We start from the raw sequence: 25,257 nt of genomic DNA, 5'->3' as shown, positions 1-25,257 counted from the left end.
AATCCCGGATCCCGATGAGTGCTGCGCTGCATCAAGACAGCGCTTGGTTTAGACTCGATCCCCGACCAAAATACGCGATTCACATCGGAGCACGCACGCGCATGTCCACCGTACCCGCACCCTACCAATACATCGACGACGGCATCTATTGCCTCGAGACCGGTCTCTACCGTCACGGCCTCGCCGCCTGCTACCTGGTGCGCTCCGCGGATCGGCTTGCCTTCATCGACACCGGCGCCGCGAACTCCGTTCCGGGTTTGCTCGGCGTGATCGCCGACCTGGGCCTGACCCCGGAGCATGTGGACTATGTCATCCCGACCCATGTCCACCTCGACCACGGCGGCGGTGCCGGCTCCCTTATGGCCGCTTGCGCGAACGCGCGCCTGGTCATTCACCCCAAGGGCGCGACCCATATGATCGACCCGAGCCGCCTGACCGCCGGTTCCACGGCCGTCTACGGCGAGGAGGCCTTCGCGCGTGATTTCGGGGCGCTTACCCCGGTGCCGGAAGCGCGCGTCATCATCGCGGCGGACGGCGACACCTTAGACCTCGCCGGCCGCACGCTGAAGTTCATCGACACGCCCGGACACGCCAACCACCACGGCTGCATCTACGACGAGACCAGCCGCGGCTTCTTTACCGGCGACACCTTCGGCATCTCCTACCGCGAATTCGACACCGCCGCCGGCCCCTGGCTGTTCGCCCCGACCACCCCGGTCGCCTTCGATCCCGATGCCTGGCTCACCAGCCTCGATAAACTCATGGCCTACACACCCAGGGCCATGTATCTCACCCACTACGGCCGAGTCCAACACCCCGCGGATCTGGTCGACGACCTGCGCGCCAGCATCCGCGCCCTCGCCGACATCGCACTCGCCGAGGAGGGCAACACCGACCCGGACCGCGAGTCCCGCATCAAGAACGCCGTGCGAGCCTATCTGGTCGCCGGCGCCCACGCACACGGTGTCGCCCTATCGGACGACGCCATCGCCGAGCTGTTGAGCTTGGACACCGAGCTCAATGCGCAGGGACTGGAGGTTTGGTTGAAGCGGCGGGCGAAGCGATGATCCCCGATGCAACGATCTTCGGGGGCGATCCGAACCCGTCGGACAGATCCCGCCTCCACGCGTTGCGCACGGCCCGGGAGACCCTTCGGGATGTATCTAAAGGCAGGCTCTGAGCACACCTTCCAGGCTTCGGGGGTGCACGACTTTCCGGGAACCCCGCATCCACTCCGTTGATCGGTTTCCGGGTTCACCCCTGCGAAAGAGAACATTGCTCGAGGGCACATGGGTGCAAGGTTCTTCACCCGTTCATGTCCCGGCTCACTCAGGTTCATCGCTTCAACTCGTCACATCTATCATTCCGGACTCGAGTCAGGATTCAAGATGATCGGTTTATTGCAACGTGTCTCCCGTGCCCGTATCGAGGTTGCCGGCGAGACGATCGGTGCTATCGAGCGCGGCCTTCTGGTCTTGGTCGGCGTGCAGCAAGGCGATACATCGGCCCGCGGAGCGCGTCTGCTGGAGCGTCTGATCGGTTATCGGGTCTTCCCGGACGCCGACGACCGCATGAATCTCAGCCTGCGCGACATCGGAGGCGGTCTTCTCCTGGTTCCGCAATTCACACTAGCCGCCGACACCCGCAAGGGGACCCGCGCGAGCTTCACGTCCGCCGCACCGCCGGACGAAGGCCAGCGCCTCTTCGATGACCTGGTCGCACGAGCACATGCCGACCATCCCCGGGTGGCGACCGGACGCTTCGGTGCAGACATGCAGGTCAGCCTGGTCAACGACGGCCCCGTGACCTTTTGGCTGGAGACCTGAAACGCATCCCGAAACCGAAAGGCCGCGGCGGGCTACGCCGCACCCGCTCGGCCGTGGTTGCGCCGAGCTTTGCGAGGCGCAAAATGCCGGCGCGGTGCCGTCCTTCCGATCGTCGGCACAACCTCGACGGATGTCGCCCGTGGCGCGACACGCGAGCACCGAAGCATTGTGTCGGGACTTGCCGACGCCGACTCGCGGCCTCGAGCTCGATCAAAGACCCGGGGCCAACATCAGAACACCGATCGACTCTTGCTCGCTTGGCCCGTTCCAGGGCCAAGGATAGGTTTCGCCCGTCAACCAAGCATCGAGCTGGTCGGCTCGATAGCGGGAAAAGAGGTGCCCGGACTGACCGAGCGGCAACACGCCGCGGGTACGCGCCCAATCCGCGGGCGTATGGACAACCCGCATCGAGGGGATGAAGACGGACTCCTCGGGTGCGAGCGGCATCGGCTTCATCACGTTCACCGTATCCACGTTCCCGCCGACACCGATCGGACCGACGTTGAAGAGACGGCCGACCAAGGGCAAGGTACCGAAAGCATGCGGGAAGGTCAGGGTGCGAATCCGGTCCAGGCGCGCGTCTTCGGGATTTCGGATCCGGCCATCGAGATCCGCCTTCGCGTCCTTGATCGCCCGCGCCCAGATCTCGGCAGGACCCTCGGTCCAGCGCGTCGTCACATCATCCCAGAAGCTCGAACGGCCGCTGCGGAGCATCTCCTGCAGGGGGCTGTAAGCGAACATGGCCATCGCCGTCATGGCTTCGAGGTCTTCTCCCAGCTCGTCTTCGTAGAGCGCCCTGTAGAGCGCCGGCTCGAGCAAGGCAAAGAAGGCCGCGGACCGACTGGACCCCGCCATATCGCCGTCCCAGTCGAGAAGCTCCTCCGCGGCGATATTCCAGGCCTCCTGATCGACCGACTGCAGATCCATCTCCATGCGGCGCAGGGCGGCTTGGGCCAGCCGTGCTTCGGTGCTGATGCGATCGTTCTGGATGTCCGCCATCGCCTCGGGCGTCAAGGGGCCGGCCGCATCGAGCCGCTCGGCGATGCGTTCGGCGCGAAAGGGTGCCATCCAGGCATTGCTGATGGTCACCGGGTAGTTGACCGGAACGATGCGGTTGTTGGCTGTGACCAAGGCCGCACCGGGCGGATCGGCGCGCCGCGGGTTGCGCGTCTGGGGTACGAGCCCCCGCCAGGCATAGCCGTCGACCCAACCCGGCGAGGGGAAGGCGCCCGAGCCCTTGCCGCGCTGCGGCAGGACACCGCTGATCTGCAGCGCGATGCCGCCGTCGCGGTGCGCCGACATGAGGTTCAGAACGACCTGCTTGAACTCCAGGATGGCCTCGCCGGCCTCCGCGAGTGTCTCGGCTCGGTTCAGACGCAGCAGCCCTGCAAAGGCGCGATCGGGGAGATCGTTGGTCTCGCGCAGGGCCAGCAGATGGGGCGTGTCCAGACTCGGCAGGTCCATCGGGGTCTTGGTGATCGGACCCAGGATGTCGTTGACGATCACCCCGTTGCCGGTCGAGCGGATGACCAGATCGACCGGTTCGGCACCCTTGACCGAGATGCGCGCAACCCTGGTCGCGATCGGCTCCGAACGCCCGTCCGCTCGCTCGACACTCTTGCCGTCGGGCATGAGGCGCTCGACGAAGATGTCCTGCGTATCGGCGATGGTACTGGTGAAGCCCCAGGCGAGATCCCGGTTGTGCCCGATCATCACCAGCGGGACGCCGGGCAGGCTCGCCCCGGCGACGTGCAGGTCGGGTGCGATCAGTTCGAGCAGGTACCAGATCCCAGGCAGGGATGCCGCCAGATGGGGATCGTTGGCGAGCAATGCCTCGCCGTCGGCCGTCCGGGGCCCGTTCACCGCCCAGCCGTTGCTCGCCGCCGCAGGCAAGGGCAGCCCGAGGCGGGCGACGATCTCCAGCACGGGCTCGATCGTCGGCCCTTGCCGATCGCCGCGCATCCGGGTCCGCCCCTGTTCCTGTGCCAGCTCGCGGACCAGCTCGGGCGGCACCTCCGGCGCCGGGATGCCGGCATCGGTCGGGAAGAGCTCGCGCGCCCGCTCGGGGCCGATGCGGGCCGCGAGACGAAGAAACGTCAGCTCGGCCCGCAGGTTGTAGGACTGCGTCCAGGCCATGTAGCCGCCGATCAGGAGGCTGTCTTGCGGAGTCCAGGGCGCGGGAGCGGCGCCGACGACTAGGTACTCGAACGGCAGACGGCGCTCCGTCGTCGCCTCCGTCCGATAGGCGTTCACGCCCGCCGCATAGGACTCGAGGAGAGCCCTTTCCTCGATGTCGAGCACGGCCAGACTTCGCTCGGCCTCGCGGTCGAGCCCCATGGTGCGGAAGAAACGATCCGCGGGAAGCACCCAGGCCCCGAAAATCTCCGCCAGCGTCCCGCCGGCGAGACGACGCAGGAGATCCATCTGCCACATCCGCTCGCGCGCTACGACGTAACCTTGGGCGAATAGCAGGTCATGGAGGCTGTCGGCCTCGATCGTCGGGACGGCATGGGACCCGTAGCGTACGCGCACCGGTGCTTCGAGCCCGGGAATGGCCCGGCTACCCATATAGCTTGGCTCGCCCCGCTTCGCGACCCACGCCAAGCCGGCGGCACCTGCCAAGAGGCCGATGGCCAGGATCGCAACGATGAGCAATAGGATCCGACGTGGCACCTGTCTGCCCCCCGCAGCTCGGCTTACGGCGTCGCGGGTGCCGCCGGCTGGATCCCTTTCACGAACGCGATGAAGCCGTCGCGTTGCGCCGCGACCAGGTCCGCCGGGCCGTGGAGCTGCGGAAAGAGGTTGCCTTCCGGCGTCTCGATGACGCCCGCAAGGAGCATGCGATCCGTCTGCACGTCGTCGCCTGGACCCATGCCGACGCTGCGGCCGTAGCTTCCGCGCAGCTCGACCAGCGTGGCGGGGATCGCCTCCGAGCCGATCTGCGTCACGGTCGGCTCGACGGGCGCGCCGTCCGGGCCCTTGAACTGAGACTGCCAACGTTCGATGTTGGCCTCCAGTGTCCCGCCCTGACCGGGTCCGAAGAAGTAGACGACGAACTCGGCCCCGTCGCCGCCCTCGCCGCCGGTGGGCGCAGGCACCGTGAACTGGAGCTGGCGCATCTCGCTCTTGGGCGTCTCCGCGACCCAGGCGTCCGGGACCGACGACTGAAAGGTCAGAAAGGCGACGGGCTGGTCGGCCGAGACGAGAGCGGAGCCGACGAGCAGGACGGGGGCGATCAGCAGCGAGCGCAGGGCGATGGACATCGGGTTGTCTCCTATTGGTGTTATGGCTCGCGAGACTCACAGGACCGTTGGCCGATCGCGGCGAGTCGGGCGAGAGGGACCCCTCCGGGTCAAGATTCGGTACTATCCGACCAATCGTCTCATGATAACCGCACATGCGAGGAGTTGCCGCGATGTCAGATCGACCCGACGCCGACGCCGTCAAGACCTATCTACTCGATCTGCAAGACCGCATCTGCACGGCGTTGCGCGAGACCGACGGCGGAGCGGGCTTCCGCGAGGACGCCTGGGAGCGTCCCGGCGGCGGTGGCGGGCGCACGCGCATCATGCAGGACGGGGCCGTCTTCGAGCGCGGCGGTATCAACTTCTCGCACGTTTTCGGCGAGCGCCTGCCGCCCTCGGCAAGCGCGAATCGGCCCGAGCTGGCCGGGCGCGGCTTCCAGGCGATGGGCGTGTCCTTGGTCGTCCATCCACAGAACCCCTATGTGCCGACCTCGCATCTAAACGTGCGATTCTTCATCGCGGAGCGACCGGACGCCGAGCCGGTCTGGTGGTTCGGCGGCGGGTTCGATCTGACGCCCTACTACGGCTTCGAGGAGGACGTGCGGCACTGGCACCGCGCGGCGCGCGAGGCCTGCCTGCCGTTCGGCGAGGACGTCTATCCGCGGTACAAGGACTGGTGCGACCGATATTTTTACCTGAAGCATCGCGAGGAGCCCCGCGGGGTCGGCGGACTCTTCTTCGACGATCTGAGCGAAGGGGGGTTCGACCGCAGTTTCGCCTTCATGCGCAGCGTCGCCGAGGCCTATCTGCCGGCCTACCTGCCGATCGTGAATCGCCGTTGGGCGAAGCAATACGGTGACGAGGAGCGCGCTTTTCAGAAGTACCGCCGCGGTCGCTACGTGGAGTTCAACCTGGTCTACGATCGAGGCACCTTGTTCGGGTTGCAATCGGGCGGTCGCACCGAGTCGATCCTGATGTCCCTGCCGCCGGAGGTGAGCTGGCGTTACGACTACCGCCCCGAGCCGGGAAGCCCGGAGGCGGAGCTTTACGAGCGCTTCTTGAGGCCCCGCGACTGGCTCGCCGACGAGGCCCACGCGACCTGAAGCGGTCGGTCGTGCTTGGAAGCGGCTGCAAGGACACGTCAAGCCCCCTAGGCCGCACAAGCGCGGTAGGGTGGACGAGCACAGCGAAGTCAACCGATTCCAGTACCGGAGCTGGTGGACTGCGCTACGCTTGTCCACCCTGGCGCATCTACCCTCGCGGCTCGCCCACCCGCACGGACTGTTTTGGCGAGCCAGGAGAGGTTATGGGTCAGCCCTTACCGTATTCGGCCTTCGACCCCGTCATATCCCACGCGAAGGTGCAGTCCAGATGCGAGAGGACCGAGATCAGCCCGCTCTCGCCGTCCTCGACCATCACCGCGATCGGCGCGCGTTTGTTGAATTGCTTGTTGGCGCGCTTGACCCAGAGGTGGCGCATTTCCGGGTTGCGCGGGAAGTAGGTATGCAGGGCGTCTTCGATACGCACCAGGTAGGAGAGCCGGCGATTGACCTGAGGATCGTCGGGGAAGCATTCCTCGTCCCGATAGCGCGAGAGGTTACGCGCCTTGATGCCGGCCGGCAGTTGAAGAAGCACCAGGATGTCGCTCGCACCGAGATTCCAGCCTTCCAGCAGCGACATGATGCGGCGCGTGAGCGTGCAGCGCTCGTCGATCGTGAGTTCGGACATGAGTTGACCCTTGTCTGAGGCACGCCCGAGAGCGTACGGCTTGATGGTCGCGGGTCGGACTGACTCCAACCACGCATCTGGCATGGGAGATGGCGCCGGTGGGTTTCGGATGCAACCCGCGAGCCGAATGCGACGCGGGTGCGGCGCCGGATCGCGATCGAGAACCTCAGCGCGGAATTCGGGTGATCCGCAAGACCAACGGGATCTGTCTCAAGCGGCGCATGATGCGCGCGAGGTGCACACGGCTCTTGACGAGGATAAGAAATTCCAACGCCGTGGTCATACCGTCCTTCTCGCGGGAATGGACATTCTCGATGTTCGAGCCCAGCTCGGCGATGGCCCCGGCCACCACCGCGAGCGCACCGCGTCGATTGCCGATCTCGACCCGGATCTCGGTCGGGAACTCGCCGTCCGGCTCGTTGGCCCATTCGACATCCAGACGTTTGTCGCGCTTGGTCTCCAGGCTGCCGAGGTTGCGGCATTCACTGCGATGGACCACGATCCCCCGACCCGGACTGAAGAGCGCGGCGATGGTATCGCCCGGGATGGGCCGGCAGCAGCGCGCGAAGCTCACCACCATCCCCTCGGTGCCGCGAATCGCCAAGCGGTGGGGATGGAGATTCCTGTCGGCCTGCATCGCTTGGGTCGCATCGTCGTCATCGCCCCCGGCCAAGCGACGCGCTACGAATGCGGCCAGACGATTGCCGAGCCCGATATCCCCGAGCAGGTCGTCGAGCGTGCGCTGATTGGCCTCTTCCAGGTAGGCCGCGACACGGATCGGGTCGAGGCTCTCCAAATCCACCCCGAATGCGCCGAGCTCCGCACTCAGCAGGCGCCGCCCCAGCACCTGGGCCTCGCGCTGCTTGAGGTTCTTCAGATAGCCCCGGATGCTCGCGCGGGCCTTGCCGGTCACGACGAAATTCAGCCAGGCCGCATTCGGCTTAGCGCCGGGTGCATTGATGATCTCCACCGTCTGGCCGCTGCGCAAATTCGTGCTGAGCGAGACCATGCGTCGGTCGATCCGCGCGGCGACACAGGTGTTGCCGACATCGGAATGGATCGCGTAGGCGAAGTCGATGACCGTAGCACCCCGTTTGAGGGTCAGGATGCGACCCTTGGGCGTGAAGACGTAAACCTCGTCGGGGAAGAGATCGATCTTCACATGATCGAGGAACTCCACCGAATTGCCGGCCGCACGCTGCATCACAAGCAGATTCTGCAACCACTCCGAGGCCAATGTCGTGGCATTCGCCGTGGATTGATCGCCGCTCTTGTACAGCCAGTGCGCGGCGATCCCGGACTCGGCCATGCGCTGCATGTCCTCAGTGCGGATCTGGATCTCGATATGGATGCCCTGCGGGCCGATGAGCACGGTGTGGAGCGACTGGTACCCGTTCGCCTTGGGGATGGCGATGTAGTCCTTGAATCGCCCGGGCACCGGCTTGTAGAGATTGTGGACCAGCCCGAGCACCCGATAACAGGTGTCGATCCGATCCACCGTGACCCGGAACGCGAAGACGTCCACCACCTCCGAGAAGGCTCGTCGCTTCTCGCGCATCTTGCGATAGATACCGTAGAGATGCTTGCGTCGGCCCTCGACCTCCCCGTGGATGTCCTCCTGATGCAGGGCCCGCTTGAGGGCCGTCTCTACCGTGCCGACCATTTCGACACGCGCACCGCAGGTCTTCTGCAAGGCGCGTTGAATCACGTGACGGCGCCAGGGCCAATGGTGCAGGAACCCCAGCTCTTCGAGCTCGACCCGAACGCGGTTGATGCCGAGACGGTTGGCGATGGGGGCGAAGATGTCGAGCGTCTCTCGTGAGATCCTTCGACAGGCATCGGGGTGCATCGACGCGAGCGTGCGCATGTTGTGGAGCCGATCGGCGAGCTTGATCAGGATGACGCGGATGTCGCGCGTCATGGCGAGGAGCATCTTCTGAAGGCTCGCCGCCTGGGCCTCGGCGCGCGACTCGAACTCGATCTGCGAGAGCTTGCTGACCCCGTCGACGAGATCCGCAATCTCCTCGTCGAAAACCTCCGCGACCTGCTCCTTGTCGACCGGGGTATCCTCGATCACGTCGTGAAGCAGTGCCGCGATCAGGCACTTATAGTCCATGTGCATCTCGGCGAGGATGCGCGCCACCGCGACCGGATGGTAGATGTAGGGCTCGCCCGATTTGCGGCTCTGACCCTCGTGCGCCTCGGCACCGAACAGATAGGCCCGATAGAACTCGCTGACCTGCTCGGGCGGGAGGTAGGTCTCCAGATAGGCGCAAAGGTCGCTGATCAAATAACGGGCCACGGGCGCACGGTCGCATTCCTCCGCGGCGGACCGAACCGGTTGCTCGGAGGTGTGGTCGACGACGGGGAGGAGGGCGGTTCGCATGGATCCGACATCGAACGGGCTCATGAGGAGTCACGCCCGGTCGGAGCGTCGGCCCTTGTACGGCCAAACCCCGCGGTCGTTTGCAGATCCTCGTCGAGCCGCATACCGAACCTACTCGCGCGGATCGCCCTTGGGCTCCGCCTCGCCGAGCTCGGAGGCAAGCTCCTCGGCGAGCGCCTGCTCCAAGGCGGCCGTGGTTTCGTCGATCTCGCGCTGCGCGGCCTGAACCATTGCCGTCGAGAATTGCCGTCGAGATATGGCCCGCGGCGATCTCGCGCAACGCCATGACGGTCGGCTTGTCGTTGGCCCACGGCAAGATCGGCTCGACGCCGTTCGCCAGCTGGCGGGCCCGCTTGGTTGCGAGCAGCACCAGATCGAAACGGTTGTCGACGTGATTGAGGCAATCCTCAACGGTAATTCTGGCCATTCGAAATGTTCTCCATCGGGGTCTCGAAAATCCGGGGCACCGGCCCGCTGGGCCGGGGAATACGACGGACGCGGGTGCAGGGACTCGTCTTCGTTCGACAGGCGGGCGGGCTCGCCGTTCATGCCCTTCGGAGCCGGCCGCCCACGCGGTAGCGTTGTGCTAAGAGCCTAACATACATGGCGAACCAGCAGGGAGCGACGGCTTACCCGGCGGCTCACCCGCATCACGTCAAGGGATCGAGCAAGAACCCCAACCGCGGCCGCTGCCGCTCGAAACGCTGTCGCTCGGCATGAACGATGGCCGCGAGTGCATCCAGGGCCGTGTCGAACGCATCGTTGACGACCAGATAGCCGTACTCCTCGACATGCGCCATCTCGTCGCGCGCCTGCGCCATCCGATCGGCGATGACCGCATCGCTGTCGGTGCCCCGCCCGCGCAGACGACGCTCCAGCTCCGCAATCGACGGCGGCAAGACGAAGATCCCGACCGCCGAGCGAAAGCGCTCGCGGACCTGCCGCGCGCCCTGCCAGTCGATCTCGAGGATCAGATCCTGCCCGGCAGCCAGTGCCTCGCGGACATCGGCCTCGCGTGTCCCGTAGAGATTGCCGAAGACCTCGGCATGCTCCAGAAACTCACCCGCGGCGACCGACTCCCGAAACCGCGCCTGATCGATGAAATGATAGTGGACGCCGTCCTGCTCGCCGGCGCGAGGCGCACGCGTCGTACAGGAGACCGACAGCGAAAGCCCCGGATCACGCGCCAAGAGCGCTTTAACCAACGAAGTCTTCCCGGCGCCGGACGGGGCCGAGACGATAAAGAGGATACCTTCGCTCATGATGCGCTCAACCGTTTGAACTAGGGGTTGGCCGGCCGATGGTGACCCCGACCACGCGGATAGTTATCGAACTGCCGAGACGTCCGGTACGGCACCGGGCATCAAGACAAGGCTCGAGATCGGGCGGCCTGCACGCGACCTCGGACCGGATAGGGCACCAGAATATCGCGCCGGTGCCGGGCGCGCACGCGGATCGAGCAGGTCGCGGCGATCTGCACCGGGTCGCCAAGACCCGTATCCAGCTCGGCGGATCTCTCGCCGGCGCTCCTCAAACCTTGATGACGTGTCGTCGATATCGAAATATCGTGATTCGGGTCGATGCGAGTACACTTGCAGCACATCCGAAGACGTCCTGTTCGGTCGTGAGCATTCCTTCCGGGGCAAATCGCAATCGAGATGCCGATCCCGCTGCAGAGGGCCAGGTCAACGCGACCGGCTTCGAGGATCTCCTTGCCGATCTGACGGCGTCCTTCGTCAACGTGGAGCCGGAGGTACTCGACGACCCACTCCTGGGCCGTGCCGGGCATCGAGCCCGTGCCGTCGCCGATTTTCGAATCCCGCTTTCCCTATCTGGCCCCTCGGTTGCGCTCCGGCAGCGCGGTCGTCGTCAACCGGATCGCCGACCTTCCGCCCGAGGCGGCGGCCGACGCGGAGGCCCTGAGCACACTCGGGATTCGCTCCATGGCCACCTTTCCGCTCTCCGCGACCGGCGGCTCGCTCGGCTGGCTGTCATTCGGGGCAATCCGCCAGACACACACCTGGACCGAACCCGAAGTCCGACGCCTGCGCCTGCTCGCCGGGGCCTTTGCGAACGCAATGCTGCGAAGGCGCAAAGAGGTTGAGCTCAAGGCCGCCCTCGCCGAGAACCTGGCACTGCGCGAACGGGTGGAGGCGGAGAACGCGGTGTGGCGAGAAGAGGTGCTGCATTGCCGCGAATTCGACGAGCTGGTGGGAGAGAGCATAGCCCTGAAGCGAGTACTGCTTCAGGTGGAGCAAGTCGCCCCCACCGACAGCACGGTCCTGGTGCTCGGCGAGACCGGCACCGGCAAGGACCTGATCGCGACCGCTGTCCACAAGCGCAGCCGCAGGGCCGAGCGGCCACTCATCCGGGTCAACTGCGCGGCCTTGCCGGCCACACTGATCGAAAGCGAGCTGTTCGGCCATGAGAAGGGCGCGTTTACGGGGGCCCTCGCCCGCAAGGTCGGCCGTTTCGAGGTCGCCGACGGCGGTACCTTGGTTCTGGACGAGATCGGCGAGCTGCCGCTGGAGCTCCAGGCGAAACTCCTGCGGGTCTTGCAGAGCGGCGAGTTCGAGCGGCTGGGCTCGACGACGACCCGGCGCAGCGACGCGCGGGTGATTGCCTCGACCAATCGTGATCTCGAGTCCATGGCGCGGGAGGGAACCTTTCGTGCCGACCTCTACTATCGTCTCGGGGTTTTCCCCATTACGCTGCCGCCGCTACGCGAGCGCCGGGAGGATATTGCACTCCTTACCGCCTATTTCGTCGAGAAGCTCCGAGCCAAGCTGGACCGACAGGTGACCCGCATCCCGGACCATACGATCGCCGAGCTGATGGCTTACGATTGGCCGGGCAACGTGCGAGAGTTGGAGAACATCGTCGAGCGCTCACTCATCCTCTCGTCGGGCTCGACGCTGTCGGTCGAGCGCCTCCCCGTGGCCGACAGGGTTAGGCCGATGCACGGCGCGGCGCCGGGGCCCGAGACTGCGGCCGACATCCGCACCCTGGAACAGGTGGAGCGTGACCACATCCTGGCGGCGTGCGAGCGCTGCGGTTGGCGCATCAATGGCACGGGCAACGCTGCGGAGTGCTTGGGGATCAATCCCAATACACTGCGCTCGAGGATGCGGAAGTTGGGTATCCTGCGGCCCGCCGCACCACGCGAAGGGACACGTCGGTCCAGGCGCACCCTCCCGTGACCGGTGCGGATCCGACCTGGTAGGCATCATGCTGATCGACCAGGACGAAGGGCTAGGGGCGGCTGTCCGCGCGGCCCTTCCGACCGCGTTGCCCTTCTGCATCATCACAATGGCTGCAGGCTTCATCGTGGGGTCGGTCGCGCGCCTTCCGAGCGAGGACCGCTTCACGCTGCTGATCGAATTCAGCACCCGCAATCTCGGATTGGTCGCCATCATGGGCGCCATGGTCATGGGTCAGGTCAAGCTGGTGCTGTTCGCGACCCTGGTCTTCCTGATCGAGCTACCCCTCGTCTTGATCTTGATCGCGATGCGCCCGCGTCCGGCGGAAGATCGGAACAAGACTCGCGTCTGAGGGTCTTGCGTGTTGCCCGGAGAAGCATGCGTGCCTTGTTCGTGACTCCGGCCATCGTGGCACGTAACGCAAACCTCCTTGTCACTCCAGATTCTGCACCTGCTCGCGCATCTGCTCGATCAGGACCTTCATCTCGACCGCCTCTCGGGTGACCTCCACGTCGGCTGATTTGGAACCCAGGGTGTTGGCCTCGCGGTTGAGCTCCTGCATGAGAAAATCCAGACGGCGCCCGACCGGCTCGCGGCGTTTGAGCACGTCCCGAACCTCGGCGACATGGGCGACGAGACGGTCCATCTCTTCGTCGACATCCAGTCGCGCCGCGACCAGGGCCATCTCCTGCTCAAGGCGCGCGGGGTCCAGCTCGGCGCGCAGCTCGGCGAGACGTTCGGCAAGACGCCGCCGCACGCTCGTCATCACCTCGGGCATCCGGGCACGCACACGCACCACGCTCTCCTGCAGGCGGTCGCAGCGATCGGCCAGAAGGCGTTCCAGGCGCTCGCCCTCGCGCTCGCGGGTCGCAAGAAGGGTGTCGATTGCGGTTTCGAGAAGATCCAGCGCGGCGGCCGTCACCTGATCCAGGTCGCGGTCTTGCTCCTGGAGCACGCCGGGCCAGCGCAGCAGCTCGAAGGGAGACGGGTCGACACCGCGACCGATGATGGCGCCGACCTCCTGCCCGGCCGCAAGGAGCTGCTCGACAAAGGCTCGGTTGACCCGCAGGCTTCCGGTGAATCCGACGGCTGGGACATAGCGCAGGTTGCAGTCGAGCTTGCCGCGTTGCACGCGGGCGGCCAGTCGAGTGCGCACGCCGGTTTCGAGCGCGCGCAACTCCTCGGGCAACCGCAGGTGGGGCTCGAGATAGCGGTGGTTGACGGCCCGCAGCTCCCAGGTCAGCTCGCCGAAATCACCGCAGCGCGACTCGCGCGCGAAGGCCGTCATACTCTTGATCATGGTGTCTTACCTTGGGGATCGATGTGGGGGCGACGATTGAGGCGTCGGCGCTCGGGCGCCTCGAGCGGCGGCGAGACCGAGTGCGTGCGACCGCTCGCGGGGATCCGGACTCCGGACGACCATTATCCGGGTCGCCCTGCCGGACGCAACGGCAAGAAGCAGGAAGCGATCGATCACTCTCGGTCGATGCGCCGCGGACACCGAGAGTCCGTCCGGGGTGTCGGCTGCACCGCACTCAGAGTCTACCCGACGCCGAGCGCGCCCCTGTCGGAGTCCAACGAGGATCGACCGATCCCGTACGCTCGGTATACGTTGCCTTGTTTCGCCCGCGGGCGCAGGATTCTACTCCGAGCGTTTGACTTGCCCGCGGCCGACTGCGTGCCGCCGAACCCCGAACGGAGACCGACAGAGACCATCATGGCCGTCGCCCGAGACAGCCTGCCCGCCGGCACCTTGCTGGGTCCGTATCGGGTCGTGAAGACCATCGCGCAGGGCGGTTTCAGTCTCATCTACCTCGCCTATGACGAGGACTCGGGCGAAGAGGTCGTGATAAAGGAATACATGCCCAAGAAGATCGCGCGGCGCGATAGCGCCCGGCGCGTGATGGCGAGCGAGCCGCAGCTCGCCGAGAATCTGTATCAAGGGCGTAGGTTGTTCTTTCAAGAGGCCAAGGCCCTCGCGTCCTTGAAGCACCCTTCGATCGTACGGGTCTTGGATTTCTTCCTCGCCAACGATACGGGCTATTTGGTCATGCCCAACGAGCGCGGGCGCAATCTCGGGGCCTATGTACAGGCGCGGCGCGGTGGCCTGAGCACGACCTTCATCCTCGATGTCTTTATCCCGGTTCTCGACGCCCTGTCACTGCTGCATCGCCGCTCCATGGTCCATCTCGACGTCAAACCCGGGAATATCCACCTGAGGCACGGCAACCGACCCATGTTGCTCGATCTCGGTGCCGTGCACCCCTTGGCGAAGAGCCGCGCACGGGGCGGACAGGTCGTCACCGCAGGTTATTCGCCGATCGAGCAATACCTGCGCGACGGTCATATCGGACCCTGGACCGACGTCTACGCGGTCGGGGCGAGTATCCGCGCCTGCATGGAAGGACGCACACCGCCCCCCGCACCCCAGCGCCAGAAGGAAGATACCCTGATTCCGGCCACGGAGGAGCTGAAAACCCGGTATCCTTTCCCCTTACTCAGGCTGGTCGATTGGTCGATGTCGATGGAGATCGGCGACCGTCCACAGGATGCCGGAGAGCTCCTTGCGGGGGTCCTTGAACAGGTGGCCCGAAGCTCGGACACGGTGTCGGGCACGCCTCCGAGTGCATCCGAATAGTCACGCCACCCCATACCCGTTCCGGTTTCGAGAGCAAGCATCGCCATGACAGACACCTCTGCAAACGCCCCTGTGCGGCCGTCCGGGCGCCGCCCCGACGAACTGCGGCCGATTCGATTGACCCGCGGGTTCACCCGCCATGCGGAGGGCTCCGTGCTGGTCGAGTTCGGGGAGACGCGCGTGCTCTGCACCGCAAGCGTGGAGTCGCAGGTCCCGCCCTTCCTGAAGGGTCAGGGCAAAGGCTGGGTGACCGCCGAATACGGAATGCTCCCGCGCGCGACCGATACCCGCAGTCCGCGTGAGGCGGCGCGGGGCAAGCAGGGCGGACGGACGCTCGAGATCCAGCGCCTGATCGGTCGGTCGCTGCGCGCGGCGATGGATCTGAACGCACTCGGGGAGCGCTCGATCACGCTCGACTGCGATGTCCTGCAGGCCGACGGGGGCACCCGCACCGCGTCCATCACCGGCGCCTGGGTCGCCTTGCGCGACGCGATCGACGGGCTGCTGGCACGCGGCGAGATCACCACCAATCCGCTCCACACACAGATCGCCGCCGTCTCGGTCGGCATCGTCAAAGGAGTCGCAGTCCTCGATCTCGATTATGCCGAAGATGCAACCGCAGAAACCGACATGAACCTGGTGATGGACGGCGAAGGCCGCTTCGTCGAGGTCCAAGGGACCGCCGAGGGCGTGCCTTTCACCCGCGCCGAGCTCGACGCACTCATCGCGGTCGGCGCCGCCGGCATCCGCGAAATCCAAACCGCTCAGCGCTCCGCACTGGAAAACGCATGACAGGGGTGCCCGTACCCGATCGCTAGACAAGGAGAACGACATGAGTATCCCGCACGCCGGCGAAGCCCTCGTCCTGGCCAGCAACAACCCGGGAAAGGTCAGAGAGATCAATCAGCTGTTGCTGAGCGCCCGCATCAAAGCGGTCCCTCAGAGCGATTTCGCCGTGCCGGACGTCGAAGAGACGGGGCTGACCTTCGTAGAGAACGCGATCCTCAAGGCACGCCATGCCGCGCGCTACAGCGATCTCCCGGCCCTAGCCGACGATTCAGGCTTGGAGGTGGACGCACTCGCCGGCGCGCCAGGCATCTATTCCGCACGCTATGCGGGGCCCGGGGCATCCGATACGGCCAATCTGGAGAAGCTGCTCGACGACCTGAAAGGGGTGGAAGAATCCAAACGCACCGCCCGATTCCAATGCGTCTTGGTCTATCTGCGCCATCCTGCCGATCCCACGCCGCTCATCTGCCAGGGCACCTGGGAGGGCTCGATCCTTACCGCCCCGCGCGGCAAGCACGGCTTCGGATACGACCCGATCTTCTGGGTGCCGACGCACGGGTGCAGCTCCGCGGAGCTGGATCCGCAGACCAAGAACAGCCTGAGCCACCGGGGTCAGGCCCTGCGTGCCCTGCAGGCCCTCTTGAAGTCGGCCGGCGCCGACGTCTGAAGGGCCGCGCGATGGACAGGCTCGAGGCAATCGGCGACGACGGCATCCCGAAGCGTCTGCGCGAGGTGCAGGCCCGGATTCGCGCGGCCGTCGAGCGCGCTCGGCGCCCGCCGGGCAGTGTCGCGCTGCTCGCCGTGAGCAAGACCCACGGCTCCGACGCCGTGCGTGCCGCCTACGCCGCCGGCCAACGCGCATTCGGCGAGAGCTATGTCCAGGAAGCGATCGAGAAGATCGACCTGCTCGCCGACCTTGCCGATATCGAGTGGCACTTCATCGGCCGGATCCAGGGGAACAAGACCCGCCAGATCGCGACCCGTTTCGATTGGGTCCACGGTCTGTCCGATGCGGCCCACGCCCGTCGTCTGAGCGAGCAACGTCCGAGCACACTGCCCCCGCTCAAGGTCTGCATCCAGGTCAACGTCGGCGGCGAGACCACAAAGGGCGGTGTCGAGCCGGACGCGATCGCGGACATGATCGCCGCGTGCGCGACCCTACCCGGCCTGGATGTGTGTGGACTCATGACGCTCCCCGCACCCGCCGAGGACGAAGATTCCCAGCGCGCGCCGTTTCGCGCCCTGCGTCTCCTGCGCGATCGATTAGCCACCCCGAACCGACCGCTCGAATGTCTGTCGATGGGCATGTCGGACGACCTCGAGGCCGCGATCCTCGAAGGCGCGACCCTGGTCCGTGTGGGCACGGCAGTCTTCGGGCCGCGGTCGTATAATGCGGCGCAATGACCTTCATCAGCCTCCGATCTCTTTAGGGCTCGACATGACGACAACCAGGATTGCCTTTATCGGTGGCGGCAACATGGCCACCAGTCTGATCGCCGGTCTCATTGCCGACGGCTATGCGCCTGACTCGCTCCAAGTGGCCGATCCCAGCGCGGATCGTCGCCGGATACTGCAGACCCGCTACGGCGTCCGGGTCTTCGCCGACAATCGGGACGCACTGAGCGATGCCGATACGCTCGTGCTCTGCGTCAAACCGCAGCTCGCCGCACAGGTCTGCACCGAGATCGCCGACGCCGTGACTGCACGCGCCCCGCTCGTGCTCTCCATCATGGCCGGGGTGCCCGAGCAAGCGCTGCAGCGATGGCTCGGCGGAACCTTGCCGATCGTGCGCGCCATGCCCAATACACCGGCGATGGTGCAGACGGGCGCAATCGGTCTGCATGCCAGCCCCGAGGTCGGCGAGGAGGGCCGGAATCGCGCCGAGACCATTCTGCGCGCCGTCGGCCTGACCCGCTGGGTCGAGACCGAGGCCCAGATCGACGCGGTGACCGCACTCTCGGGGAGCGGCCCGGCCTACTTCTTCCTCTTCATGGAAGCCTTGGAAGAGGCCGGCATCTCGCTCGGCCTGGATGCCGAAACCGCCCGACTTTTGACCATCCAGACCGCGCTGGGTGCAGCCAAAATGGCGGTGGAGAGCGAGGATACGCCCGGAGAGCTGCGCGAGCGTGTCACCTCGCCCGGCGGCACGACCGAACGTGCACTCGAGCATCTGCTCAAGGCCGATCTTCACGCCCTGATGAAGCGCGCCGCGCACGCCGCACATGACCGTGCGGTCGATCTCTCCCGGAGCCTGTCGGAGCAAGCATGAGCGGATCCTATCTGACCAACCCGGCCGTCTTCCTGATCCAGACCCTGTTCGGACTCTATATCACGCTGGTGGCGATCCGCTTTCTGTTGCAGTGGGCGCGGGCCGACTTCTACAACCCGATTTCGCAGTTCGTGGTGAAGCTGACCTCGCCGGTGCTGCGCCCGCTGCGTCAGGTCATCCCGGGCTACGCCGGCATGGATCTGGCCGCCTTGGTGGTGGCCTGGCTGCTCAAGTCCGTCGAGCTGGCGCTGCTGGTCGCGGTGCTCGGGCTGAACGTCTCGCTCTTCGGTGCGCTGGGTTGGGCGATACCTGCCGTGGTGGAGCTCTTCATCAACATCTTCCTGTTCGGGATCCTGATTCGCGTCATCCTGAGCTGGGTCAATCCGGATCCATACAACCCCGCCGTGGCATTGCTGACTCGCCTGACGGATCCGATCATGCGCCCGGCGCAGCGGTTGATTCAGCCCATCGGCGGGATCGACCTCTCGCCCATGGTGGTCATGATCGGGTTGGTCCTGCTCGAGATGCTGTTGATCCCGCCGCTCAAGTGGCTGGTCGGCAGTCCGTTCTGAAGCCGGGCTCGAGCGCGGCGCCTTCAATCGTGTCGGAGACCGAGTCCTGGTCGCGGTGGGATGGCGATGACTTGGAACTGGCGCTGCGCGTCAAACCGCGCGCGCCGAAGGATGCCTTCGTCGGGCCGGAGGGCGATCATTATCGGGTCGCCATCAAGGCACCCCCGGTCGAGGGCAAGGGTAATACTGCGCTACGCAAATTCATCGCGGACGCCTTCGGCGTGGCGCCGTCCAAGGTGTCCTTGATCGGCGGCGAGCAATCGCGGTACAAGCGGCTGCGGATTCAGGCGCCGCGGACATTTCCGATCCCGATTAAACCGCGCTCGCAGTGACATGGCCTGTCCCACAGGGCGCTCGGTGCTGCAGCAACCCCGACAACTGGGCGCTGGCGCGGTTTAGAGATTTTTCCTGACTTCTGAACCGCGTCTACCGGGACGGTCGTTGATTCATTAACGTCCGAGCCCACGTGTCGAGAACGCATGTCGCAGCGGACGCGGTTCATCTTATCCGCCAAACGAGGTTTCAACATGATCATTCAACGAACCCTAGGGGTCGTGGTCGCCGCGGGACTGCTCGCAGCCAACAGCGCTTGGGCCGAAGGCCCGGTTGTCGTCGGCGACTACACCATCTACACCAACGCCATGACGACCGAGATGCTCAATCCCGAGATCGCGAATCTTTACCGGATCCAACGCAGCAAGCTCAACGGCGTGCTGACCGTCTCGATCGTCAAGCCGCACCCGGACGGAACGCGGGAAAACGTGCCGGCTCGTGTCGAGGCCACCGCACGCACCGGGGACGCGCCTGCGAGCGCAATCCCGATGCGCGAGATCCGTGTCGGTGAAGGCGTCTCTTATGTCGGACAGTTTCCGATCGCAAATCTCCAGATCGTGGATTTCGAAATCCAGGTCACTCCGCCGGGCGGTGCCGAGCCCGCGGCAATCGAGCTGCAGCAACAGTTCTTCACGGATTAAACCGCGTCTTCTTGCGACAGGCGAGGTTCGAGTTGAAAGGGCCGGATTTGGCCGCGAACAGACCTTTGAGCCGACGCGGTTTAAGCAATTAAATTTTTGAATACTTAAATCGCGCCAGCTCCAGCGTTCCATGTGCGCACGACCAAGGCCCATCTGATGACGGGGCATGTCAATGAAGAGCGCGATTTAATAGAGTTGCCAGAGGGCGTAGAGGCCGAAGCCGATGACCAACAGCCCGGCGACTTGCTTGACCCATGCGCGCTCGGAGATGCGGGCGGCGGCGCCGGCCAGGAGGCCGATGCCGAGGAGGTTCGGGAGGGTGCCGGCGCCGAAGGCCAGCATGACGAGCGCCCCGTCCAGGACACTGCCCGTGGCGACCGCGGTAATGAGGACGCTGTAGACGAGACCGCAGGGGATCCAGGCCCAGAGATAGCCGAGTGCCGCGGCCTGCATGAGATTGCGGACCGGCAGCACGCGTCGACCCAGGGGCTCGAGACGCCGCCAGAGCACGGCGCCCGCACGCTCGACCACGGCAATGAGACGCCACCAGCCGCCGAGATAGAGCCCGAGCAGGATCATGACGACCCCGGCGATGCCATAGAGGACGCGCTGCATGATCTGAAAGGCGTCGAGTTGGAGCAGCAAGGCGCCGAGCCCGCCGAACAGCGCGCCCGCGGTGGCGTATCCGGCGATGCGGGCCAGGTTGTAGGTCAGCTGATAGGGCAGCATCAGCAAGGGGTCGCGACGGATCCGTGGATCCAAGCCTAAGGTCAAGGAGCCCACGAGACCGCCGCACATCGACAGACAATGGACACCGCCCAGCAGGCCGACCAGAAAGGCGGTCAAGTAGATCCCCGGCGCTGTCTCCATCATGCTCCGTACCTCGTCTAGAGCGGGCTGTTGGCTATTTGGCTGTCAGCGCTCGCCAATCAGCTCAAAGATCCGAAAGGAATCCCGTATGAAAGACTACCAACGCGAATTTTTGGCCTTCGCCGCCGAGATCGGCGCATTGCGCTTCGGCGATTTCACGCTCAAGTCCGGTCGTCAAAGCCCGTACTTCTTCAACGCCGGCCTCTTCAACACGGGCGAGCGGCTGTCCCGCCTGGGGAACGCCTACGCGCGATGCATCCTGGATGTCGCCCCGACGTTCGACGTGCTGTTCGGGCCGGCCTACAAGGGCATCCCGCTGGCGGCGGCGACCAGCATGGCGCTCGCCACTCAATCGGGCCGAGACACCGCGTATGCCTTCAATCGCAAGGAGATCAAGGATCACGGCGAGGGCGGTCTGATCGTCGGCAGCCCCTTGGCCGGACGGATCCTCATCATCGACGACGTGGTCACCGCGGGCACCTCGGTGCGTGAATCGGTCCAGATCATCCGCGATGCCGGGGCCGAGCCGGCGGGCGTGGTGATCGCACTCGATCGGCAGGAGCAGGGCCAGGACGGCCGATCCGCAGTTGCCGAGGTGACCGCAACCTTCGGCATCCCGGTCTACAGCATCGTCAGCCTCACCGATCTCGTGACCTACCTCGACGAGCAGCCCGAGCTCGACACCTTCGCCGAGGCCGTGCGCGCCTACCGGGCACGCTACGGGACCTAGGCGTTTTCCGGCTCAGCGGCTGCGGATGAGCGTGCCGACACCTTCGTCGGTGAAGAGGTCGAGCATGACCGCATGCTCGACCCGGCCGTCGATGATGTGCGCCGACTTCACCCCGCCATGCACCGCGTCGAGCGCGCATTGCACCTTCGGCAGCATGCCGCCGGCGATCACACCCTCCTGGATCAGGGCATGGACGCGGCCGACATCCAGCTCGGCGATTAGGCTGCCTTCGGCATCGAGCAGACCGGTCGTATTGGTCAGGAGCAGGAGCTTCTCGGCCTTGAGCACCTCGGCGATCTTGCCCGCGACCAAATCGGCGTTGATGTTGTAGGAGCGACCGTCTTCGCCGACCCCGATCGGCGCGATGACCGGGATGAAGTCGCCCTTGACCAGCATGTGAACGACGGCGGCGTCCACGCTCTCGACCTCGCCGACATGACCGATATCGATGATCTCGGGCTCGGTCAGCTCGGGCGCGTCGCGTCTCAAGAGGAGCTTGCGGGCGCGAATCAGGTCGCCGTCCTTCCCGGTCAGACCGACCGCCGAGCCGCCATGCCGGTTGATGAAGTTGACGATCTCTTTGTTCACCAGTCCGCCGAGGACCATCTCGACCACGTCCATGGTTTCGGCATCCGTGACCCGCATCCCCTGCACGAACTCGCTGACCTTCCCGAGACGCTTGAGCAGAGAGCCGATCTGCGGACCGCCGCCGTGGACGATCACCGGGTTGATCCCGACCATCTTCATGAGGACAACATCACGTGCGAAGCCCTGTTTCAGGGTCTCGTCCACCATGGCGTTGCCGCCGTACTTGATCACGATGGTCTTGCCGCGGAAGCGCCGGATATAGGGCAGCGCCTCGATCAGGACATGGGCTATGGTGTGGGCACGTTCGTTGAGGATGGACATGGCTTGGAATCGCTCGGGTTGAGATGGGTCGGAACGGGTCAGAAGGGTAACGCGAGCCCGGGAGCGGCCTCGTCCATGAGCCGGCGAAACCGCTCCTGCATCGCCGCGAGCGCGGCCGGGTCGTCGCCTTCGAATCGAAAGACCAGCTTGGGCAGGGTGTTGGAGGCGCGCACCAGGCCCCACGCGGTCGGACTGTCGAGACGCAGACCATCCAGGGTTTGCACCTCGAGATCGCCGAATCGATCGGGCAGGCGGTCGGCCAAGGGGATCACCCGCGCCATGATCCGCTCGGCCTCGCCCTCGGGCAACGGCAGGGCCAGCTCGGGTGTGGCGATGCCGCCGGGAAAGGTGCGGAAGATCGCGTCCGTCGGGCGAGGATCGTGCGACAGGATCTCCAGGAGTCGGGCCCCCGCATAGAGCGCGTCGTCGAAGCCGTACCAGCGCTCCTTGAGCATGATGTGTCCGCTGAGCTCGCCGGCGATCTGCGCATCGGACCCGCGCAGCCGCGCCTTGAGCGGTGCATGGCCGGAGCGCCAGGGCACCGGACGACCGCCCGCGCGACGGATCACCTCGGCGAGATGACCCGTGCACTTGAGGTCGAAGACGATCTCGCTGCCCGGATGTCGGTTCAGGATATCGACAGCAAAGCACATCAGGAGCCGGTCGGCCGCGATGAAGCCGCCTGCGGCGTCGATCACGCCCAGGCGGTCGCCGTCGCCGTCGAAGCCGAGCCCGAGATCCGCGCCCTCGTCGATCACCCGTCGCGCGAGTGCTTGCAGACATTCCGGGCGGGCCGGATCCGGGATTCGCTCGCCCATCCCGGCGGACGGGTCGCAGTCGAGCGCGATCACCTCGCAGCCGAGCGCGCGAAAGACGGCCGGCGCGATCCCCGAAACAGTGGCGTTACCGCAATCCAGCACCAGGCGCATGGGGCGGGCGAGGCGGATGTCGCGGACGACACGCTCGCGGTAGCGCTCGGAGATGTCGCGCTTGATCAGGCCACCGGAACCGCGGATCAGGTCGCCCTCCAGGATGCGCCGGCGCAGGTCCTGAATCGTCGCGGCATCGGCGCTCACACCGCCGAAGACGATCTTGACCCCGTTGTAATCGGGCGGGTTGTGGCTGGCGGTGACGATCGCCCCGGCGCACGGAGCGGCCTCGCAGCAGGCGAAATAGACCATGGGAGTCGGAGCTACACCGAGGTCGACGACATCGAGGCCGGACGCGCGGATGCCCGCAATCAGGGCCTTGGCCAGGGCAGGACTGGAGGCCCGGCAGTCGCGACCGACCATGACCCTGCAATCGCCGCGCGCGGCGGCCTCGCTGCCGATCGCGCGGCCGATGGCCTGCATGATCTCGGGCGTCAGTTGGCGCTCGAGGATGCCGCGAATGTCGTAGGCGCGGAAGATCTCGGACGGCGCGGCGGGTGTGACCTCGGCCATGGGCAGCGGCGCGTCAGTGTTGGCCCGTGTGGCCGAAGCCGCCGCTGCCCCGCGATGATGCGGCAAAGTCTTCGACGATCGTCAGCTGGGCCTGCAGGACCGGCACCAGCACCAGCTGGGCGATGCGCTCGCCGATCTCGATGCGGAAGGGCGCCGTCCCCCGGTTCCAGCAGGAGACCATGAGCGGCCCCTGGTAGTCCGAGTCGATCAGCCCGACCAGGTTGCCGAGCACGATCCCGTGCCGATGCCCCAGCCCGGAGCGCGGCAGGATCAAACCCGCGACGTTGCGCTCGGCGATGTGCACGGCCATGCCGGTCGGCAGCAGCTCGGCCGCGCCGGGCGCAAGATCGAGCGGGGACTCCAGCATGGCCCGCAGGTCGAGCCCGGCGGAACCCTCCGTCGCGTAGGCCGGCAAGGGAAAGTCGCGGCCTAGGCGCAGGTCCAGGATCTTGACCTCAAGAGGATGCAGCATGGTGTTCGCCATAACGTTCCGCGAGCATTAGGGCCAGCTCGCGCGCGAGCTCGACCTTCGACATCATGGGCAACTCGCGCCGCCCCCCGTTCCAGAGCACGAGCAGTGCGTTCGCCTCGCGCTCGAATCCGCCTTCGGCGCCGCCGACGCGATTGGCCGCGATCATGTCCAGCCGTTTGTCCTTCAGCTTGCCGCGCGCGTACTGCTCGACATCGTTCGTCTCGGCCGCGAAGCCCAGCGTGAAGGGCGGCGTCGGCAGGGCGGCAACCTCGGCCAGGATGTCCGGGTTGCGCACCAGCCGGATCTCCAGCGCCTCGGCGGCCTTCTTGATCTTGCTACCCGCGGGCTCGGCGGGCCGGTAGTCCGCCACCGCGGCGGTGGCGACGAAGACATCGCACGCGCGCGCGCGAGCCGTGACGGCGGCGTGCATCTCCAGGGCCGTCTCGACCTCGACCAGCTCGGCCACCGCCGGCGGCGCAAGTGCGCTCGGTCCGCTGATCAGAACCACGTGCGCGCCCAAATCGGTCAGCGCGCTCGCCAGCGCATAGCCCATACGGCCCGAGCTGCGATTGCCGAGATAGCGCACCGGATCGAGCGGCTCGCGGGTCGGCCCGGCGGTCAGAAGAATGCGGACGCCGGCCAGCGGCTGCAGGTCCGATCGGCTCAGCGCCTCGGCGATCTCGAGCGGCTCGAGCATCCGTCCCGGCCCCTGATCTCCGCAGGCTTGGCTGCCGACAGCCGGTCCCAGGATGCGCGCGCCGCGGGCGACCAAGCGGGCCAGGTTGTCTTGCGTCGCCGGATGGCGCCACATTTGCTGATTCATCGCGGGGGCGAGGATCAACGGCGCCTCGGTGGCCAAGGCCAAGGTCGTGAGCAGGTCATCGGCGATCCCGGCCGCGAGGCGCGCCATCAGGTCCGCCGTGGCCGGGGCAATCAGGAGCCGATCCGCCCAGCGCGCCAGCTCGATATGGCCCATGCCGGCCTCGGCCGCCGAATCGAGAAGATCGGTCCGAACCGGATGCCCGGAGACGGCTTGAAAGGTCAAAGGGCCGACAAACGCCGTCGCCGCATGTGTCATGACGACCCGCACGACAAAGCCGCGCTCGCGCAGGCGACGCACCAAATCGACCGACTTGTAGGCGGAGATGCCGCCGCCGACACCGAGCAGCACCTGATTGCGAGGGCTTGGATCCATGACCTAAACGTG

25 protein-coding genes and 1 pseudogene are annotated in these 25,257 nt (G+C 65.9%); 14 read left to right on the top strand and 12 right to left on the bottom strand.

All coding sequences use genetic code 11. The features are described 5' to 3' along the window. Positions 1 to 101: 101 nt before the first annotated feature. Together LT988_RS13390 and dtd are read left to right on the top strand one after the other, a co-directional pair. The gene (locus LT988_RS13390; RefSeq protein ID WP_232406071.1) at positions 102 to 1,067 is read left to right on the top strand and encodes an MBL fold metallo-hydrolase; all 966 of its coding nucleotides are present in this window, start codon (positions 102 to 104) and stop codon (positions 1,065 to 1,067) included. Positions 1,068 to 1,388: 321 nt separating this feature from the next. Beyond that, positions 1,389 to 1,826 (top strand): D-aminoacyl-tRNA deacylase, encoded by a 438-nt coding sequence (dtd, locus tag LT988_RS13385; protein WP_232406070.1) that lies wholly within the window; start codon positions 1,389 to 1,391, stop codon positions 1,824 to 1,826. A 210-nt stretch (positions 1,827 to 2,036) separates the two neighbouring features. Here the strand turns inward: dtd and LT988_RS13380 are convergent, their stop codons facing one another. Both LT988_RS13380 and LT988_RS13375 read right to left on the bottom strand, forming a co-directional pair. Continuing rightward, positions 2,037 to 4,499 carry a penicillin acylase family protein gene (locus LT988_RS13380; RefSeq protein ID WP_232406069.1) on the bottom strand — a complete coding sequence of 821 codons (2,463 nt, stop codon included), beginning with the start codon at positions 4,497 to 4,499 and terminating at the stop codon, positions 2,037 to 2,039. Between the two features lie 23 nt (positions 4,500 to 4,522). Further along, positions 4,523 to 5,089 (bottom strand): hypothetical protein, encoded by a 567-nt coding sequence (locus LT988_RS13375; protein ID WP_232406068.1) that lies wholly within the window; start codon positions 5,087 to 5,089, stop codon positions 4,523 to 4,525. A gap of 152 nt (positions 5,090 to 5,241) precedes the next feature. Between LT988_RS13375 and hemF the strand changes: the two genes are divergently transcribed. After that, positions 5,242 to 6,174: an oxygen-dependent coproporphyrinogen oxidase gene (gene hemF, locus LT988_RS13370; RefSeq protein WP_232406067.1), complete on the top strand. Its 933-nt coding sequence runs from the start codon at positions 5,242 to 5,244 to the stop codon at positions 6,172 to 6,174. Between the two features lie 208 nt (positions 6,175 to 6,382). Here the strand turns inward: hemF and LT988_RS13365 are convergent, their stop codons facing one another. The 4 genes and pseudogenes from LT988_RS13365 to gmk all read right to left on the bottom strand — a co-directional run bounded on the left by LT988_RS13365 (position 6,383) and on the right by gmk (position 10,447). Then, entirely contained in the window at positions 6,383 to 6,799 is a 417-nt protein-coding gene (locus LT988_RS13365; protein WP_232406066.1) for a DUF2384 domain-containing protein, read from the bottom strand. A 166-nt stretch (positions 6,800 to 6,965) separates the two neighbouring features. After that, on the bottom strand, positions 6,966 to 9,185 hold the full coding sequence (locus tag LT988_RS13360; RefSeq protein ID WP_232406065.1) for a RelA/SpoT family protein: 2,220 nt from the start codon (positions 9,183 to 9,185) through the stop codon (positions 6,966 to 6,968). Positions 9,186 to 9,495: 310 nt separating this feature from the next. Beyond that, positions 9,496 to 9,612 (bottom strand): annotated as a pseudogene (gene rpoZ, locus LT988_RS25570) (DNA-directed RNA polymerase subunit omega); the annotation flags it as partial. 223 nt (positions 9,613 to 9,835) lie between these two features. Beyond that, entirely contained in the window at positions 9,836 to 10,447 is a 612-nt protein-coding gene (gene gmk / locus LT988_RS13350) for a guanylate kinase (protein WP_232406064.1), read from the bottom strand. Between the two features lie 534 nt (positions 10,448 to 10,981). Here gmk and LT988_RS13345 point away from each other — a divergent pair. After that, positions 10,982 to 12,385 (top strand): sigma-54 interaction domain-containing protein, encoded by a 1,404-nt coding sequence (locus tag LT988_RS13345; protein ID WP_232406063.1) that lies wholly within the window; start codon positions 10,982 to 10,984, stop codon positions 12,383 to 12,385. Positions 12,386 to 12,413: 28 nt separating this feature from the next. Further along, positions 12,414 to 12,737, top strand: a complete 324-nt coding sequence (locus LT988_RS13340; RefSeq protein ID WP_232406062.1) for a hypothetical protein — start codon at positions 12,414 to 12,416, stop codon at positions 12,735 to 12,737. Between the two features lie 81 nt (positions 12,738 to 12,818). Here the strand turns inward: LT988_RS13340 and LT988_RS13335 are convergent, their stop codons facing one another. After that, positions 12,819 to 13,685, bottom strand: a complete 867-nt coding sequence (locus tag LT988_RS13335; protein ID WP_232406061.1) for a YicC/YloC family endoribonuclease — start codon at positions 13,683 to 13,685, stop codon at positions 12,819 to 12,821. Between the two features lie 417 nt (positions 13,686 to 14,102). Between LT988_RS13335 and LT988_RS13330 the strand changes: the two genes are divergently transcribed. From LT988_RS13330 to LT988_RS13295, 8 genes are all read left to right on the top strand, one after another. Further along, entirely contained in the window at positions 14,103 to 15,023 is a 921-nt protein-coding gene (locus tag LT988_RS13330; RefSeq protein WP_232406060.1) for a serine/threonine protein kinase, read from the top strand. Between the two features lie 72 nt (positions 15,024 to 15,095). Further along, positions 15,096 to 15,815, top strand: coding sequence for a ribonuclease PH (gene rph / locus LT988_RS13325; RefSeq protein ID WP_232410582.1), 720 nt, complete (start codon positions 15,096 to 15,098; stop codon positions 15,813 to 15,815). Between the two features lie 40 nt (positions 15,816 to 15,855). Further along, complete coding sequence (gene rdgB, locus LT988_RS13320) at positions 15,856 to 16,479, top strand: RdgB/HAM1 family non-canonical purine NTP pyrophosphatase (protein ID WP_232406059.1); 624 nt, start codon at positions 15,856 to 15,858, stop codon at positions 16,477 to 16,479. Between the two features lie 11 nt (positions 16,480 to 16,490). Further along, positions 16,491 to 17,216, top strand: a complete 726-nt coding sequence (locus LT988_RS13315) for a YggS family pyridoxal phosphate-dependent enzyme (protein WP_232406058.1) — start codon at positions 16,491 to 16,493, stop codon at positions 17,214 to 17,216. A 34-nt stretch (positions 17,217 to 17,250) separates the two neighbouring features. Next, on the top strand, positions 17,251 to 18,081 hold the full coding sequence (proC, locus tag LT988_RS13310) for a pyrroline-5-carboxylate reductase (protein ID WP_232406057.1): 831 nt from the start codon (positions 17,251 to 17,253) through the stop codon (positions 18,079 to 18,081). Next, positions 18,078 to 18,653 (top strand): YggT family protein, encoded by a 576-nt coding sequence (locus tag LT988_RS13305; protein ID WP_007193593.1) that lies wholly within the window; start codon positions 18,078 to 18,080, stop codon positions 18,651 to 18,653. Before proC ends, LT988_RS13305 begins: the two co-directional genes overlap by 4 nt. 29 nt (positions 18,654 to 18,682) lie before the next feature. Then, a complete protein-coding gene (locus LT988_RS13300) occupies positions 18,683 to 18,985 on the top strand; it encodes a DUF167 domain-containing protein (RefSeq protein ID WP_232406056.1) in 303 nt (100 codons plus the stop codon). Positions 18,986 to 19,180: 195 nt separating this feature from the next. Beyond that, positions 19,181 to 19,627 carry a DUF4426 domain-containing protein gene (locus LT988_RS13295; RefSeq protein ID WP_232406055.1) on the top strand — a complete coding sequence of 149 codons (447 nt, stop codon included), beginning with the start codon at positions 19,181 to 19,183 and terminating at the stop codon, positions 19,625 to 19,627. Between the two features lie 186 nt (positions 19,628 to 19,813). Here LT988_RS13295 and LT988_RS13290 read toward each other — a convergent pair whose 3' ends face one another. Next, the gene (locus tag LT988_RS13290; RefSeq protein WP_232406054.1) at positions 19,814 to 20,500 is read right to left on the bottom strand and encodes a sulfite exporter TauE/SafE family protein; all 687 of its coding nucleotides are present in this window, start codon (positions 20,498 to 20,500) and stop codon (positions 19,814 to 19,816) included. Between the two features lie 85 nt (positions 20,501 to 20,585). Here LT988_RS13290 and pyrE point away from each other — a divergent pair, with 85 nt between their 5' ends. Continuing rightward, a complete protein-coding gene (gene pyrE / locus LT988_RS13285; RefSeq protein ID WP_232406053.1) occupies positions 20,586 to 21,227 on the top strand; it encodes an orotate phosphoribosyltransferase in 642 nt (213 codons plus the stop codon). Positions 21,228 to 21,239: 12 nt separating this feature from the next. On the opposite strand, the gene argB is transcribed toward pyrE, so the two are convergent. Genes argB through coaBC form a run of 4 tightly spaced genes read right to left on the bottom strand, consistent with a single transcriptional unit; the run spans position 21,240 to position 25,245 of the window. Beyond that, positions 21,240 to 22,136, bottom strand: coding sequence for an acetylglutamate kinase (argB, locus tag LT988_RS13280; RefSeq protein ID WP_232406052.1), 897 nt, complete (start codon positions 22,134 to 22,136; stop codon positions 21,240 to 21,242). 38 nt (positions 22,137 to 22,174) lie between these two features. Continuing rightward, a complete protein-coding gene (locus LT988_RS13275; protein WP_232406051.1) occupies positions 22,175 to 23,578 on the bottom strand; it encodes a phosphomannomutase/phosphoglucomutase in 1,404 nt (467 codons plus the stop codon). Between the two features lie 13 nt (positions 23,579 to 23,591). Then, a complete protein-coding gene (dut, locus tag LT988_RS13270; RefSeq protein WP_232406050.1) occupies positions 23,592 to 24,050 on the bottom strand; it encodes a dUTP diphosphatase in 459 nt (152 codons plus the stop codon). Beyond that, positions 24,034 to 25,245: a bifunctional phosphopantothenoylcysteine decarboxylase/phosphopantothenate--cysteine ligase CoaBC gene (coaBC, locus tag LT988_RS13265; protein WP_232406049.1), complete on the bottom strand. Its 1,212-nt coding sequence runs from the start codon at positions 25,243 to 25,245 to the stop codon at positions 24,034 to 24,036. The genes dut and coaBC overlap by 17 nt, the downstream gene beginning before the upstream one ends. Between the last annotated feature and the right edge of the window lie 12 nt (positions 25,246 to 25,257).

The sequence above is a fragment of the Thiocapsa bogorovii genome (assembly GCF_021228795.1).
GTDB lineage: Bacteria > Pseudomonadota > Gammaproteobacteria > Chromatiales > Chromatiaceae > Thiocapsa > Thiocapsa bogorovii.
The sequence above is the reverse complement of the archived record's forward strand: the minus strand, read 5'-3'. Positions and strand labels throughout refer to the sequence as shown.

Excerpts from the sequence above, each read along its gene's own strand:
- LT988_RS13390 (WP_232406071.1), top strand. The coding sequence starts at position 102 with ATGTCCACCGTACCCGCACCCTACCAATACATCGACGACGGCATCTAT.
- dtd (WP_232406070.1), top strand. The coding sequence starts at position 1,389 with ATGATCGGTTTATTGCAACGTGTCTCCCGTGCCCGTATCGAGGTTGCC.
- LT988_RS13375 (WP_232406068.1), bottom strand. The coding sequence starts at position 5,089 with ATGTCCATCGCCCTGCGCTCGCTGCTGATCGCCCCCGTCCTGCTCGTC.
- hemF (WP_232406067.1), top strand. The coding sequence starts at position 5,242 with ATGTCAGATCGACCCGACGCCGACGCCGTCAAGACCTATCTACTCGAT.
- LT988_RS13365 (WP_232406066.1), bottom strand. The coding sequence starts at position 6,799 with ATGTCCGAACTCACGATCGACGAGCGCTGCACGCTCACGCGCCGCATC.
- LT988_RS13360 (WP_232406065.1), bottom strand. The coding sequence starts at position 9,185 with ATGCGAACCGCCCTCCTCCCCGTCGTCGACCACACCTCCGAGCAACCG.
- gmk (WP_232406064.1), bottom strand. The coding sequence starts at position 10,447 with ATGAGCGAAGGTATCCTCTTTATCGTCTCGGCCCCGTCCGGCGCCGGG.
- LT988_RS13340 (WP_232406062.1), top strand. The coding sequence starts at position 12,414 with ATGCTGATCGACCAGGACGAAGGGCTAGGGGCGGCTGTCCGCGCGGCC.
- LT988_RS13335 (WP_232406061.1), bottom strand. The coding sequence starts at position 13,685 with ATGATCAAGAGTATGACGGCCTTCGCGCGCGAGTCGCGCTGCGGTGAT.
- LT988_RS13330 (WP_232406060.1), top strand. The coding sequence starts at position 14,103 with ATGGCCGTCGCCCGAGACAGCCTGCCCGCCGGCACCTTGCTGGGTCCG.
- rdgB (WP_232406059.1), top strand. The coding sequence starts at position 15,856 with ATGAGTATCCCGCACGCCGGCGAAGCCCTCGTCCTGGCCAGCAACAAC.
- LT988_RS13315 (WP_232406058.1), top strand. The coding sequence starts at position 16,491 with ATGGACAGGCTCGAGGCAATCGGCGACGACGGCATCCCGAAGCGTCTG.
- proC (WP_232406057.1), top strand. The coding sequence starts at position 17,251 with ATGACGACAACCAGGATTGCCTTTATCGGTGGCGGCAACATGGCCACC.
- LT988_RS13305 (WP_007193593.1), top strand. The coding sequence starts at position 18,078 with ATGAGCGGATCCTATCTGACCAACCCGGCCGTCTTCCTGATCCAGACC.
- LT988_RS13295 (WP_232406055.1), top strand. The coding sequence starts at position 19,181 with ATGATCATTCAACGAACCCTAGGGGTCGTGGTCGCCGCGGGACTGCTC.
- LT988_RS13290 (WP_232406054.1), bottom strand. The coding sequence starts at position 20,500 with ATGATGGAGACAGCGCCGGGGATCTACTTGACCGCCTTTCTGGTCGGC.
- pyrE (WP_232406053.1), top strand. The coding sequence starts at position 20,586 with ATGAAAGACTACCAACGCGAATTTTTGGCCTTCGCCGCCGAGATCGGC.
- argB (WP_232406052.1), bottom strand. The coding sequence starts at position 22,136 with ATGTCCATCCTCAACGAACGTGCCCACACCATAGCCCATGTCCTGATC.
- LT988_RS13275 (WP_232406051.1), bottom strand. The coding sequence starts at position 23,578 with ATGGCCGAGGTCACACCCGCCGCGCCGTCCGAGATCTTCCGCGCCTAC.
- dut (WP_232406050.1), bottom strand. The coding sequence starts at position 24,050 with ATGCTGCATCCTCTTGAGGTCAAGATCCTGGACCTGCGCCTAGGCCGC.
- coaBC (WP_232406049.1), bottom strand. The coding sequence starts at position 25,245 with ATGGATCCAAGCCCTCGCAATCAGGTGCTGCTCGGTGTCGGCGGCGGC.